Source organism: Bacillus basilensis (assembly GCF_050630465.1).
Taxonomy (GTDB): domain Bacteria; phylum Bacillota; class Bacilli; order Bacillales; family Bacillaceae_G; genus Bacillus_A; species Bacillus_A basilensis.
The window spans coordinates 24,080-37,525 of the sequence record NZ_JBNTQO010000009.1; the positions used below are offsets into that span (position 1 = coordinate 24,080).

The window sequence follows — 13,446 nt, forward strand, 5'->3', positions numbered from 1 at the left end:
TAGAAGAACATGGAACAATCAAAGGGTATTAAGATTGTCTTTTTAATGTGCTTAGGTATATTTCTTTGTATGATTGATACGACAATTATGAATATAGCTTTACCAGCGATACAAACGAGTGTAAATACTTCATTAGAAAAGATGTCTTGGGTATTAAATGTTTATACAATGACAATAGCTGTACTTGCTATTCCGCTAGGACGGATAGCTGATATTTTTGGGAAAGCAAAGATGTATATTCTTGGTTTGATAATTTTTGGTGGTGGATCAGTACTTTGTGCTTTTGCTAATACGGGCGATTTTCTTATCTTATCTCGCTTTATACAAAGTGTAGGTGCAGCGATTTTATTTCCAACTAGTATGGTAATTGGTGTATCAGCTATGCCATTAGCAAAGAGGCATGTTGCACTTGCGATTTTAGGAGTAACACAAGGACTATCAGCTGCGATGGGACCAGTAATAGGTGGAATTATTACACAAAATTTCGGTTGGAGATGGGTGTTCTTCGTAAATGTTCCAATTTGTATTCTTGGAATCATTTTATGCTGCATTATGCTACAAATAAAAAATGAAGAACGTATTATCTCAAAAATAGATTGGGTAGGACTACTATTAAGTAGCTTAGCAATTTTTTCTTTTACTCTCATATTAGTAAAAGGAAATACATGGGGATGGCAAAGTAATATAGCTTTGTCTTGTTATGCAATTAGCACTATTTCTCTTATTCTATTTGTTCTAGTGGAACGAAAGATTCATAATCCAATGGTGAATTTGAATTTATTTAAAAATCGAATGTTTGTTGGAGCATCTATCGTTGTAATATTAAGTAATTTATTTTTAATTGGAGTAACTGTATTACTTCCAACGTTCTTGACGAAAATACAAGGTCGAACGGAAATTGAAGCAGCTTTTTTAGTGACACCTATTTCAGCAATGATATTTTTGGTCTCACCAGTTGCAGCAACATTAATTAAAAAGCTTGGCAAAGTAACTATTATTATGTCAGGATTTCTTGTTATGGGTCTATCCTACTATTGGTTGCAAATGATTGATGTTAATTCAACAAATATAGAAATTATTATTCCATGTATGATATTAGGGATTGGATATGGTTTGGTAGTGGGACCAATTACAGTTTTAAGTGCATCTTCGTTTGAAGGGGAATTATTAACTGCTTCTCAAAGTGTTATATCAATGTTGCGGCAAGTAGGTATTGTTTTAGCGATCGCAATATTTGTATCTAACTTAACTCACAACTTAACTGTAAATAAAGAGAATGTATATCGTTATGCAGAAGAAAAAGTTCGTAATATTCATGTGAGTAGTGCCGAGCAAGCGGAGATATTACAAGTAACAAAAGAAAAAATAGAGAATCAAAGTATAGATAAAAATGTAGAAAAGCATCAAAATGAAACATTTGTAGGATTAAATAAAGAGAAAAAAGACGAATTAATTCACCAAAAGGTGGATGAAGTATTAAGAGAAGTTCCAGTAGAATATAGAGATGTAAAAAGAGAAGAAGTTATGAGTCAAGTAACAAATGAAGTTGAACAACAAGAAGAAAGTATAAAGAAAGAAGTACTCGCATTTTCGAATGATGTGAATCATTATGCTAAGAATCAGATGGCTATGAGTTTTACAGATTTATATAAAGTGAGTGTGCCAATTATTTTAGTTTTTGCTTTAGTGAGTTTGTTATTTTGGGAAGGAAAGACTTTGAGTAAAAAGAGAGGGGAAAGAGTTGTAGAGGGAGTCTAAGGGAATTAATCTAAAGGTGAGTTATATTCAAATGATGGAATGCAAGCTGTGATAAAATTAGTATAATTATTTTGGGAACCCCTCGGTAATGGGAAAAACATAAACCGTGGGGTTCTTTACATGTATAAATAAATTTCAGCATTTTAAATTTGGGGATTTTGTTGTTCTATAGTACATTAACAAGAGGTATTAGTCTTATAGAGAGGGTGAGGAAATGATAGATACGGCAGGTGCTTCAATAAGTAATCGTATGTATACAGAAGAAGAGCAACAAAAATTATACAAAAGAACATTAATAATCGTAAGCATTTCACAAATGTTCGGCGGAGCAGGATTAGCTGCTGGAATTACAGTAGGTGCACTTCTTGCGCAGCAAATGCTTGGGACAGATGCATTTGCAGGTTTACCTGCTGCTATGTTTACGATGGGATCGGCGGTAGCGGCTTTCTTTGTCGGGAAGTTATCACAAAAACATGGTCGCCGCATAGGGCTTGCAGCTGGTTTTATAGTAGGCGGGCTAGGGGCTATTGGAGTTGTGGGGGCAGCTTTAACAAATAGCATTATTCTTTTATTAGTTTCTTTACTTATATATGGCGCGGGTACAGCTACGAATTTACAAGCGCGTTATGCTGGAACGGATTTAGCGAATAAGAAACAAAGAGCAACTGCTATTAGTATTACGATGGTAATGACGACTTTTGGTGCAGTCGCAGGTCCGAATTTAGTAGGTGTAATGGGAAGGTTTGCTCATTCAATTGGAATTCCTGAACTTGCTGGTCCGTTCATATTATCAGCAGCGGCATTTATACTGGCTGGTCTTGTCTTATTTGTTATGCTTCGTCCAGATCCGTTACTTGTTGCTAATATGATAGAAACATATAAACAAGAGCATACATATAAGGGGCAACCAGTAACAGAAGAAGCGACAGAAAATAAACAAGGCATTACTGTTGGAGCTATCGTAATGATACTTACGCAAATCGTGATGGTTGCGATTATGACGATGACGCCAGTTCATATGGGACATCACGGTCATGCTTTAAGTGCAGTAGGACTTGTGATTGGTTTTCATGTAGGTGCAATGTATCTTCCATCTCTCATTACGGGAATGTTAATTGATAAAATTGGCAGAACTACAATGAGTATAGCTGGTGGAGTAATTTTACTAGTGGCAGGTGTCATAGCTGCGATAGCGCCGAGTGATTCTTTAATACTATTAATTGTTGCTTTGTCTTTACTTGGATTAGGATGGAACCTCGGTTTAATAAGTGGTACTGCTCAAATTGTTGATGCAACTATCCCTTCCACACGTGCAAAAACACAAGGAAAGATCGATGTGTTTATTGCGCTAGCTGGAGCTTCAGGCGGAGCGATGTCAGGAATGGTAGTGGCGAATTCGAGTTATGCGGCATTGTCATTAGCGGGAGGAGTGTTAGCTTTCATGCTCATTCCTGTAGTGATATGGTCTCGAAAAGAAGTAAGAAATTAAAGAGAGGTTCTAGTTACTGACTAGAACCTCTTTTTTATACGTTTAGCTTAAATCCCACTCTACAATAAGCCCTAAATGCGTAAGACCACCGCCAAACCCGTATAGTAAAAGTATGTCTCCGTTATTTAATTTTTCTGCTTTTCTAGCTAAATCTAAAGCGAGTGGAATGGAAGCTGAAGAGGTATTCCCCATGTATTTTACACTCGTTAAAGTTTTTGAAATTGGAATTTCGGTTTTCTCACAAATAGATTCAATCATTCGTAAGTTTACACTGTGTGGTACGAACCAGTCTATATTATCTATTTGCATATTTGCGGTATGTAATAGTTCTTTTATACCTGCTGGTACTGTGCGTGTTGCCCATTTATATACTTCTCTCCCGTTTTGAACGATTTTTTCATTTGTTTGCAGTGGCGTGCCATTCATAGTAGTAGATAAGTTTGTTCGGTATAGATGAATTCCGCCGTCACCATTTGTTCCCATATGAGCAGCGATAAAGCTTGGTTTGTTTTCATCTCTTTCTAATAAAATGGCTCCAGCACCATCACCGAATAAAATACATGTCGTTCTATCGGTGTAATCAGTAACTTTAGATAATGTCTCTGTCGCTACGACAAGTACTCTTTCATGTGATCCAGAAGTGATTAAACTATTAGCTACGTGTAGTCCATATGTGAAACCAGCGCAAGTGGCATTTAAATCAAATGCCATTGTATGGGGTATGTTGAAATGTTGTTGTATTTGACATGCAACACTAGGAAAAACATAGTCAGCAGTTGTTGTAGCGACGATGATACAGTCGATATCTACTAAGTTCTTTTTAAATGTTGTACATAAATTTTCAATTGCTTTAATGGCTAAGTGTGAGGAGTATTCGTCTTCGCTAGCAATCCTTCTTTCTTTCATTCCTGTTCTTTGTACAATCCATTCATCATTCGTATGAACCATCTTTTCTAAATCGTTATTAGACAATATTTGATCTGGAACATGAGTACCAATTGCAGTAATACGGGATTTAGAATGCATAGGAACAGCTCCTAACTTTTATTTTTATAACCTGATATTAATACCAGGTTATAAAAATGTCAATAAAGACTTTTGTTGTATTGAAACGATAATGCTTAACTTACAATGAAGGAATTTGGTGAGTGTTGTAAAAATAATATACGAGAAGTTTCAAAATTGATAATGAAGAGAGTTGAGCTCCTTGAATAGAATTTTACATATGTTTCCTGTTGTCATTATTTGTAGCTTTATTCTTATTATTTTTCCAGAGAAATCTTATGCTTGTGATTGTATTAACGTATCGGCAGAAGATGCCTTTAAAAAAAACGATGTAGTGTTTGAGGGGAAGGTAATTGAGGTTGGAAGGAAAGAAGGGATTGGGATTGAAGTATTATTTGAAGTGAAGAAAATATGGAAAGGGACAACTTCTTCGCAAATTATCGTATATACAAATGGTGGTGATTGTGTGTTTCACTTTGTAGAGGGAGGAGAGTACTTAGTGTTTTCTTCTCAAAGAGGATCAGAAAAACAATTACACACACATAGTTGTAGTAGAACGAAGAGATTGGATGAGGCAGGGGTGGACAAAGTGGCTTTAAGTCAAATTGCAAAAGAATTTGCTCCGACGAAGAAAATGGATTTAAAAGGAGAAATGGTGAGTGGTTTCAGTTGGTAGCAAGTTGCTATCATTTCCATAGGTCTGTTATTGATTATTGCTGTTGTTATTTTATTGTGAGAAAAATGCGCAAAAAATGACGATTAAAGTAAATATATAAAGAATTTCTTTCTGTTTCTATAGGTGGTTTAATCTTGTGAAAGCGAATTACTTATGCTACACTTTATGTAACTTAAAATGAACGGAGGGGCTTCCTTTGATCTTAATCAGATTACGTCTCAATACTTTGTGCCAATAATTGAATAGCGCTCAAAGGCTCTGTCTGTGTGCAGAGTGAACGGGATTGGTCTGCCTATTTTAAAGGAACCCTTTATTAAGCTTATATGTGAAAAAGAGGGAGGGACGAATACGCCCTCTTTTTGTTTTGCCTTTATAAATAGAATGGGATCGTATAGGTGAACACTTATTGTGGATATGTATATGATCTTGGGACTTTTTGACTATGAGATAGGATGAAAGCACAGCTTTCTTCTATTTCTTTGGTGAACCCTTATCCGTTTACGAAAACACAGGCAGCGACCTGTGTTTTTTATTTTACGTAATCGAAATGGAGGAATAAATATATGGAAGAATTATTACAAAGAGCAGTTTTAGTTGGAGTAAATTTAGGTAATGAAGATGATTTTGCATATTCGATGGAAGAGCTAACAAATCTTGCGGAAGCTTGTGATGTAGAGGTAATTGGACAAGTGACGCAAAATTTACAACGAGTAAATCCATCTCACTATATTGGAAAAGGAAAGATTGAAGAAGTAGCAGCCTACGTAAATGAAGTAGATGCGAATATGGTCATCTTTAATGACGAATTATCTCCTTCACAAATTCGAAATTTAGAAGCGGATTTAGATTGTAAAGTTATTGATCGTACCATTTTAATTTTAGATATTTTTGCGCAACGTGCGAAAACGAAAGAAGCGCAGCTACAAGTAGAAGTAGCTCATCTTCAGTATATGATGCCTCGTTTAATCGGTCTTCGTGAATCGTTAGGAAGACAGAGTGGCGGCGTTGGTACGAAAAATAAAGGTGTCGGTGAAAAAAAGTTAGAGTTAGACCGTCGTAAAATTGAAGAGCAGATTTCAGTATTAAATAAAGACCTAGAAGCACTTGTTGCACAGCGTCAAACGCAGCGAAAGCAACGTAAGAAAAATAAAATTCCTGTTGTAGCATTAGTAGGTTATACGAACGCAGGAAAGTCAACGACGATGAATGCAATGCTTGAAATTTATAATGGTACAGAAGAAAAACAAGTATTTGAAAAAGATATGTTATTCGCGACGTTAGAAACATCGGTGCGAAACATTGATTTACCAGATAACAAATCATTCTTATTAACAGATACAGTTGGGTTTGTAAGTAAATTACCACATCATCTTGTGAAAGCATTCCGTTCAACATTAGAAGAGGTAGCGGAAGCAGACTTACTTATTCATGTTGTAGATTACGCAAATCCAAATTATGAACAGTTAATTGATATTACAAATGAAACGTTAAAGAAAATTGGAGTAGAAAATATTCCAACAATCTATGCTTATAACAAATCAGATATGGTAGATGTTGAAATTCCGAAAGTACAAGAAGACCGAGTTTATTTATCAGCGAAGAAACATGTTGGAATTGAAGAACTTGTAGAAATGATTCGCTCACACATCTATAAAGAGTATACGAAGTGTGAAATGTTAATTCCGTATGATCAAGGACAGGTAGTTTCTTATTTCAATAATCATGCACACGTTCTATCGACGAGTTATGAAAACGAAGGTACGAAACTAGAAGTAGAATGTAAGACGAGCGATTACGAAAAGTATAAGCGTTTTTCAATTTAATAAAAAAGGCGATCCTAATATATGTTAGGATCGCCTTTTTCTTATTCTGTAATAGAGGCCCATTTATAAGAATAAATTCCTGCAAATGGACGAACAACAACACCTTTTACGGTTGGACGCTCTAAATATACAAGTCCTGATTGGAAGATTGGAGCGATAGCTGCATCATCTTCAAGTAAGATTTTCTCTGCATCTTGGAACGCTTTCCAACGTGCTGGTAAGTCAGTTACTAAAGTAGAGCTCGTTTTCTCAATTAATTCGTCGTATTGTTTGTTTGAGTAACTCATCTTATTAAACGGTCCGTCTGTGACGAACATATTTAAAAATGTTGTAGGATCAGGAAAATCTGGTCCCCAAGTAGAAAGTGAAATTTCAAAATCACCATTTCCTTCACGATCTAAAAATGCTTTTACTGGAAGGGGTTGTAATGTGATTTTTAGTCCAGGTAAGTTTTTCTCCAGTTCACCTTTTAAAAATTCACTAATTTTTTTATCGTTAGACTCATCAGTTGTTATGATTGAAAGAGAAGCGTTTTGTAAATTTGTTTCTTTTTTCGCAGTGTCCCATAGTGTTTTAGCTTCTTTCACATTTGTTTCTACTTTTACATTACTTGTACTGCGAAAATCTTTATTGTCAGGTCCTTTTACGAATCCTTTCGGAACGAATGCATTTGCAGGTATAGAACCATTGTTTAAAATCGTTGTTGCGATTCCTTGTTTATCAAAAGCAAGCGAAATAGCTTTACGAGCATTTTTGTTTGCTAATAAAGGATTCTTTTGACTAAATCGGAAAAACGTCACAGAAGGACGTTCCATTTTCTTTAAGCTCGGATCTTTTTGATATTTATCAACAAACTCTGAATTGATCGTAATACGGTCTACTTGTTTACTTTCAAATAAATTAACAGCTGTTGAAGTATCTTTTACGATATTTACATTAATTTCATTTAATTTCACATTTTTATTATCCCAGTAGTTCGGGTTTTTCGTCATTTTGTAACTTGTATCATGTTTCCATTCACTTAATTGGAACGGCCCATTATAAACTACATTTGCAGCTTCAAGCCCGTAATTTTTCCCTTGCGCTTCTACTATCTTTTGGTTTTGAGGATAAAATGTTGCAAATCCCATTAAACCTAAAAAGTATGGAACAGGGTGTTCTAACTGTACTTCAAGAGTTTTATTATCAATTGCCTTTACACCAAATGAATCAATTGGTAATTCTTTTTTATTTACTTTTTCTGCGTTTTTAATATCGAACATAATATGTGCGTATTCAGAAGCAGTTTCTGGATTAACGGCACGTTTCCATGCATATTCAAAATCATGAGCAGTTACTGGATCGCCATTTGACCATTTTGAATCGTGTAATGTAAATGTATATGTTTTTCCGTCTTCGCTCAGTTTGTATGATTCAGCTGCTGCAGGAACAGGTTTGTTATCCGGACCAGGCATATATAATCCTTCCATTACGTTGTTTAAAGCAGCGTAAGAGAACCCATCGGTTGCGATAGATGAATCAAGTGTAGAAATTTCCCCGGCTTCTACAATGTTTAATACTTGTTTTGAAGAATCTTTTTTCTTTTCTCTGGTAGTTGTTGCCTCTTGTTTTTGGCCACATGCTGTTAAAAACATAGATAATGTGATTGAGAGTGCAACGATTCCTTTAGTTTTTTTCTTCATAGCTGTCATCCTTCCCTTCATCTCTGCCTTAGTATAAAAGAAAATATAGAAAATTTCTATAAATAAACCCGATAAAACGTATAGAAAAAATATATTATGTAAGAAGTGATATTTCTGGAAAAAGAAATGAAACCAGTATAGAATAGAAATGTTTCAAAAGTCAGAATTTATTACACCTACTGTAATAAATATATATTTTGTACAGGAAGGAGAGATTCATATATGCAGGCAGTTTCGCAAAAAAACACAGTAGAAACACCGACAATATACCGAATACTATTTGCGATTAGTTTCGGTCATTTTTTAAATGATTCGATGCAAGCAGTTGTGCCCGCGTTGTTTCCTATTTTGGAAAAAACGATGAATTTATCCTATATGCAAGTAGGGTGGATTGCGTTTGCGTTAAATATGACATCATCGATTATGCAACCGGTTTTTGGTATGTATTCGGATAAGAAACCGTCACCATTTTTATTACCGCTCGGTATGTTTTCAAGTATGCTTGGGATGATTGGACTCGCGTTTGCACCGAATTTTATTATTGTTATTATTTCTGTTTTATTTATCGGATTGGGTTCCGCAGTCTTTCATCCAGAAGGCGCCCGAGTTGCTTATATGGCAGCCGGTGCAAAACGTGGTTTAGCGCAAGCAATTTATCAAGTGGGAGGAAATACAGGAAACTCCCTAGCTCCAATTTTTACAGCGTTAATTTTTGTCCCGCTCGGCCAAATTGGTTCTTTAGGTTTTACAGCCTTTGCAGCGGTAGGGATTGTATTATTAATTTTCGTATCAAATTGGTATAGGAATGAATTAGCGACTGGCGCTGTGAGAAGAAAAAAGAGGGCTGCGCTTGAGGCGGAAAATGCGATTGTAAGTACACATATTAAATTTGTTATTTTACTTCTTGTTTTCCTTACTTTTGTACGCTCTTGGTATGGTGCTGGTATCGGGAATTTTTATCAATTTTACTTAATTGAGCATTACGGTTTATCTATAAAAAATGCCCAGTATTTCGTATTCGCATTTATGATTGCCGGTGTATTAGGAACTTTCTTTGGTGGACCGTTAGCAGATCGATTTGGAAAGAAAACAATTATTGTATTTTCAATGCTAGGTTCGGCGCCACTTGCACTTTTACTACCTCACGTTTCGCTCGCGTGGGTCGTACCGTTATTTCTATGTATCGGTTTTATTAGTTCAAGTAGTTTTAGTGTAATTGTTGTATATGCGCAAGAACTTGTACCTGGAAAAGTAGGAATGGTATCTGGATTAATTGTAGGGCTTGCGTTTGGACTCGGAGCTTTAGGATCTGTAGTTCTTGGGAAATTGGCTGACATATATAGTCTACAATTCATTATGTTACTATGTAGTTGTCTACCATTAATTGGACTTACTTCTTGGTTACTGCCAAGTGATAAGAAAACGATAGAATAGGGGATGCACTATGAAATTATGTGAAAATGTTACAGAACTAATAGGAAATACGCCTGTCGTCCGATTATCTAAATTTATTCCAGAAGACGCAGCAGATGTGTATGTAAAACTGGAAATGTTTAATCCATCACGCAGTGTGAAAGATCGTGCCGCCTATAATTTACTTCACGTCGCTGAAGAGAATGGTCTCATCAAACCAGGAGATACAATTATTGAACCGACAAGTGGAAATACAGGAATAGGCTTAGCGATGAATGCAGCCGCAAAAGGATATAAAGCGATTTTAATAATGCCAGATAATATGTCAAAAGAGCGTATAAATTTATTAAAAGCATACGGAGCAGAAGTAGTTTTAACACCAGCAGAACAAAGAATGCCAGGAGCAATTGCGAAGGCGTTGGAATTACAAAAGCAGATACCGAATAGTTTTATTCCACAACAATTTGAAAACCCGGCGAATCCAAATATTCACCGTTATACAACTGCACTTGAAATTTATGAACAAATGGATGGAGAGCTTGATGCGTTTGTAGCAACGGCAGGAACTGGTGGAACTATTACAGGGACTGGGGAAACGTTAAAAGAAAAACTATCAAACTTATATATTGCAGTAGTAGAACCGAAAGGATCTCCCGTTTTATCAGGCGGTGTCCCAGGTCCTCATAAACTAGTAGGAACAAGTCCAGGGTTTATCCCAAAAAACTTAAATACCGAAGTGTATAACGAAATTATTCAAATTGCAGACGAAGAGGCTTTAACGACAATGAGAAACTTAGCTAGACAAGAGGGGTTATTAGTTGGGCCGTCTTCTGGAGCTTCTGTTTACGCAGCAATTATGATAGCAAAACGCTTAGGCGCAGGTAAAAAAGTTTTATGTATTGCACCTGATACAGGGGAACGTTATTTGAGTATGGGATTATTTGAATGAAACTGATAGAAACACCTTAATCGTGAAATTGTTACGATTAAGGTGTTTGTTTTAGGTTGTAAAGAGGGGGAGGATGACAATGAAACTATTAAAACCAATACATGAATTTAGTGAACAAATTATAGAATACCGGGATGCATTTTTACATACTGATGAACAACCACACGGCAGTAGTTCTTTACAAAATTATGATTTTCTCGATGAATGGTTTGAAAAAGTGAATAAACAAGAAATAGGAGAAAATTTACTCGCTAATCGAGTACCATCTAGTCAGTTTTTAAGTTTTGAAAAAGGAGAACTTATAGGTTTTGTAAATATTAGACATCGATTAAACGAAGAATTATTGCGGGAAAGTGGTCATATTGGATATAGTGTCCATCCGAATAAACGTCGCCAAGGTTACGCGACAAAACAATTGAAACTCGCAGTAGATGAAGCGCAAAAGTTAGGGTTGCAGAGAGTGTTAATAACTTGCGATAAAGTTAATATCGCATCGGCAAAAACGATTCAAAAGGTTGGCGGTGTGTTAGAAAATGAAGTGGTTTCTTCTTATACAGGTGAAATTGTTCAGCGTTATTGGGTAGAAATATGATTTAGTAGGAATTTGAAAAGGTTATATCGAAATAGATAAATGAAAAAGTAATGATGTATTGCAATTTTAGGGGGAAATGAAGTGGGATTAAAAGAGAAAGCAATAGAAATTTCGGAGATTTATAGGGGAAATCCGAAGGTGGAGGCTATTATTTTAGCGGGTTCAGTAGCTAGAAAGCTAGAAGATGAACATTCAGATATTGAGTTGCATATTTTATGGTCAGCACCACTAGAGGATGAGGATCGAAAAGGGCCTATAAATCATATTGGTGGAACGATTTTATCATATCATCCTTACGAGGAAGAAGAATGGTCAGAAACCTATTTGACGAAAGAAGGAATTAAATTAGAGATTAGTAACTTTTTAACAAAAACAGTAGAGAAAGTTATTTCGGATGTGGTGGATCAATATGATATAAGTTATGAAAAACAATGTATCGTATCATCTGTTCATGATGGTGTTAGTTTGTATGGAGAAGAGAAAGTGAATGAATTAAAAGATAGAGTGATAGCATATCCAGAAAATCTAGCGAAACGGATGATTTCAGAAAATCTTTGGTTAAGCAATCGCTGGCATAATCGAAAGGCTCTTTTAAAACGAAAAGACTGGCTTATGCTTTATGATGTTATTTGTGAAGTGCAAAGGAATGTATTCGGTGTTTTATTTGGTTTGAATAAAATGTATGTACATCATCCAGCATTTAAATGGATGCCTAATAATGTGGAACTAATGACGATTAAACCTGAGAATTTCTATGAGCGTATGGCGGAAACGTTAATAGGGAATCCGGAAAATAGTGTGCAGGAGTTAGAGTTGCTAATAGAAGAAGTGTTGCAACAAGTTCATATATTCGCTCCGGAAGTAAATGTCGATGAGCAAGAAAAATCTATTTTCTATTTTGTTAAATAGAAAATAGAAATAAGGAGGAAGTTATGGGCTTTTTTAATAGGTTTTTCAAAAAAGTTGAAAAAGTAAATGAGCAAGAAGCCACTTTACATGAATTAAATGAAGAATTGTATGTTGAATCTACGGTAGAAGAAGCGACTAGTTATTGGGTATCGCTGGCACAAAATATAATTATCAATGCTGTAAAGGCAGCTGACAATGATGTGGAACGTGCCTTCGTATTACTGAACTTGAAGAAAGGTGAGGCTTCATTTGATATTTTTTATCAAATAAATGGGCAATTGTATTTCTGGGATCAGTTAGAAGATGAGGTGATGAAAAATAGAATTCAGAACGAGTTGTTACCTCAAGCTCCAGAAGTCTCAAATGCAGTAAATCAGCAATTTCGTGAAGCTGACCACCCTATAATCTCGTTCGCACAATTACAGTTTGAATGGGAAACGAAAGCCTGGTTCTCACATATAATTTGGGAAGATAATCTTGCTGCTCGATTACCAAAAACTCGAATTCTAAATGAATGGTTTAATGTAATTGAAAGAGAAACGAAGAATAAACCATTGGATAGTGATACGAAATTTTCTTGGTATCCATCAAGCTCTTAAAAGCTAATAACAAATAGGGGTATTTTATGTTTTCAGATGATTTTTCTTTGGGAATAAGTATCAATAATGTGCAATTTTTTCTCATGCCTTCTTGAATTCTTTATACACTAATCTACTTATTTTCTAAAATAACACTTACATTTTAAATTTTTAAATAGAATATAATACATAAAAATTCAAAATATAAGTTGACACTATTTTTAATGTATGATAAAAATGATAGTAATCAATTCGGAAAATAATATTTGGGCAATGAAAGGGTATAGTAGTGAATATCTCCCTATTTCAGAGAGCTGATGGTTGGTGTGAATCAGTATATAGATTATTCATGAAGTTCGTCCTGGAGCATCTTTCATAAATCTCACATTGTGAGGAAATGAAAGACGGTAGTTTATACCGTTATCAAATAAAGTGGTGAAGATTGTTTCACAACTAGGGTGGTACCGCGATATTTATCGTCCCTACGTATTTACGTAGGGACGTTTTTTATTTAGGTCTTACTTTGGTGTGGCTTCATAACTAGGGTGGTACCGCGATATTTTATCGTCCCT

At 35.4% G+C, this 13,446-nt stretch carries 10 protein-coding genes, 1 pseudogene and 1 other annotated feature; of the genes and pseudogenes, 9 read left to right on the forward strand and 2 right to left on the reverse strand.

The genetic code is table 11. The annotated features are described in order from the left end of the window. The first annotated feature begins 9 nt into the window (after positions 1–9). Positions 10–1,758 carry an MFS transporter gene (locus tag ACQVV1_RS17685; protein WP_242251400.1) on the forward strand — a complete coding sequence of 583 codons (1,749 nt, stop codon included), beginning with the start codon at positions 10–12 and terminating at the stop codon, positions 1,756–1,758. A 214-nt stretch (positions 1,759–1,972) separates the two neighbouring features. After that, on the forward strand, positions 1,973–3,247 hold the full coding sequence (locus tag ACQVV1_RS17690; protein WP_242251402.1) for an MFS transporter: 1,275 nt from the start codon (positions 1,973–1,975) through the stop codon (positions 3,245–3,247). A 42-nt stretch (positions 3,248–3,289) separates the two neighbouring features. Here the strand turns inward: ACQVV1_RS17690 and ACQVV1_RS17695 are convergent, their stop codons facing one another. Continuing rightward, a complete protein-coding gene (locus ACQVV1_RS17695) occupies positions 3,290–4,273 on the reverse strand; it encodes a ketoacyl-ACP synthase III (RefSeq protein ID WP_242251404.1) in 984 nt (327 codons plus the stop codon). A gap of 181 nt (positions 4,274–4,454) precedes the next feature. Between ACQVV1_RS17695 and ACQVV1_RS17700 the strand changes: the two are divergent. Together ACQVV1_RS17700 and hflX are read left to right on the forward strand one after the other, a co-directional pair. Continuing rightward, a pseudogene (locus ACQVV1_RS17700) lies at positions 4,455–5,008 on the forward strand (cobalamin biosynthesis protein CbiN). 483 nt (positions 5,009–5,491) lie between these two features. Further along, on the forward strand, positions 5,492–6,751 hold the full coding sequence (hflX, locus tag ACQVV1_RS17705; protein ID WP_242251406.1) for a GTPase HflX: 1,260 nt from the start codon (positions 5,492–5,494) through the stop codon (positions 6,749–6,751). A 41-nt stretch (positions 6,752–6,792) separates the two neighbouring features. On the opposite strand, the gene ACQVV1_RS17710 is transcribed toward hflX, so the two are convergent. Continuing rightward, positions 6,793–8,433 (reverse strand): peptide ABC transporter substrate-binding protein, encoded by a 1,641-nt coding sequence (locus ACQVV1_RS17710; protein ID WP_309259989.1) that lies wholly within the window; start codon positions 8,431–8,433, stop codon positions 6,793–6,795. 222 nt (positions 8,434–8,655) lie between these two features. On the opposite strand from ACQVV1_RS17710, the gene ACQVV1_RS17715 reads away from it, so the two are divergent. The 5 genes from ACQVV1_RS17715 (at position 8,656) to ACQVV1_RS17735 (ending at position 12,895) form a co-directional block, all read left to right on the forward strand. Then, positions 8,656–9,867, forward strand: a complete 1,212-nt coding sequence (locus tag ACQVV1_RS17715; protein WP_001149421.1) for an MFS transporter — start codon at positions 8,656–8,658, stop codon at positions 9,865–9,867. Positions 9,868–9,877: 10 nt separating this feature from the next. After that, positions 9,878–10,795 carry a cysteine synthase A gene (gene cysK, locus ACQVV1_RS17720; protein ID WP_063222661.1) on the forward strand — a complete coding sequence of 306 codons (918 nt, stop codon included), beginning with the start codon at positions 9,878–9,880 and terminating at the stop codon, positions 10,793–10,795. A 79-nt stretch (positions 10,796–10,874) separates the two neighbouring features. Further along, the gene (locus tag ACQVV1_RS17725; RefSeq protein WP_431169280.1) at positions 10,875–11,387 is read left to right on the forward strand and encodes a GNAT family N-acetyltransferase; all 513 of its coding nucleotides are present in this window, start codon (positions 10,875–10,877) and stop codon (positions 11,385–11,387) included. An 81-nt stretch (positions 11,388–11,468) separates the two neighbouring features. Further along, on the forward strand, positions 11,469–12,296 hold the full coding sequence (locus ACQVV1_RS17730) for a DUF4037 domain-containing protein (RefSeq protein ID WP_242251411.1): 828 nt from the start codon (positions 11,469–11,471) through the stop codon (positions 12,294–12,296). Positions 12,297–12,319: 23 nt separating this feature from the next. Then, positions 12,320–12,895, forward strand: coding sequence for a hypothetical protein (locus ACQVV1_RS17735; protein WP_431169281.1), 576 nt, complete (start codon positions 12,320–12,322; stop codon positions 12,893–12,895). A 243-nt stretch (positions 12,896–13,138) separates the two neighbouring features. Further along, positions 13,139–13,361: a binding site (T-box leader), on the forward strand. The last annotated feature ends 85 nt before the right edge of the window (positions 13,362–13,446 follow it).

What these genes read in the sequence shown, in the direction of transcription:
- ACQVV1_RS17685 (WP_242251400.1), top strand. Translation starts at nt 10, where the DNA reads ATGGAACAATCAAAGGGTATTAAGATTGTCTTTTTAATGTGCTTAGGT.
- ACQVV1_RS17690 (WP_242251402.1), top strand. Translation starts at nt 1,973, where the DNA reads ATGATAGATACGGCAGGTGCTTCAATAAGTAATCGTATGTATACAGAA.
- ACQVV1_RS17695 (WP_242251404.1), bottom strand. Translation starts at nt 4,273, where the DNA reads ATGCATTCTAAATCCCGTATTACTGCAATTGGTACTCATGTTCCAGAT.
- hflX (WP_242251406.1), top strand. Translation starts at nt 5,492, where the DNA reads ATGGAAGAATTATTACAAAGAGCAGTTTTAGTTGGAGTAAATTTAGGT.
- ACQVV1_RS17710 (WP_309259989.1), bottom strand. Translation starts at nt 8,433, where the DNA reads ATGAAGAAAAAAACTAAAGGAATCGTTGCACTCTCAATCACATTATCT.
- ACQVV1_RS17715 (WP_001149421.1), top strand. Translation starts at nt 8,656, where the DNA reads ATGCAGGCAGTTTCGCAAAAAAACACAGTAGAAACACCGACAATATAC.
- cysK (WP_063222661.1), top strand. Translation starts at nt 9,878, where the DNA reads ATGAAATTATGTGAAAATGTTACAGAACTAATAGGAAATACGCCTGTC.
- ACQVV1_RS17725 (WP_431169280.1), top strand. Translation starts at nt 10,875, where the DNA reads ATGAAACTATTAAAACCAATACATGAATTTAGTGAACAAATTATAGAA.
- ACQVV1_RS17735 (WP_431169281.1), top strand. Translation starts at nt 12,320, where the DNA reads ATGGGCTTTTTTAATAGGTTTTTCAAAAAAGTTGAAAAAGTAAATGAG.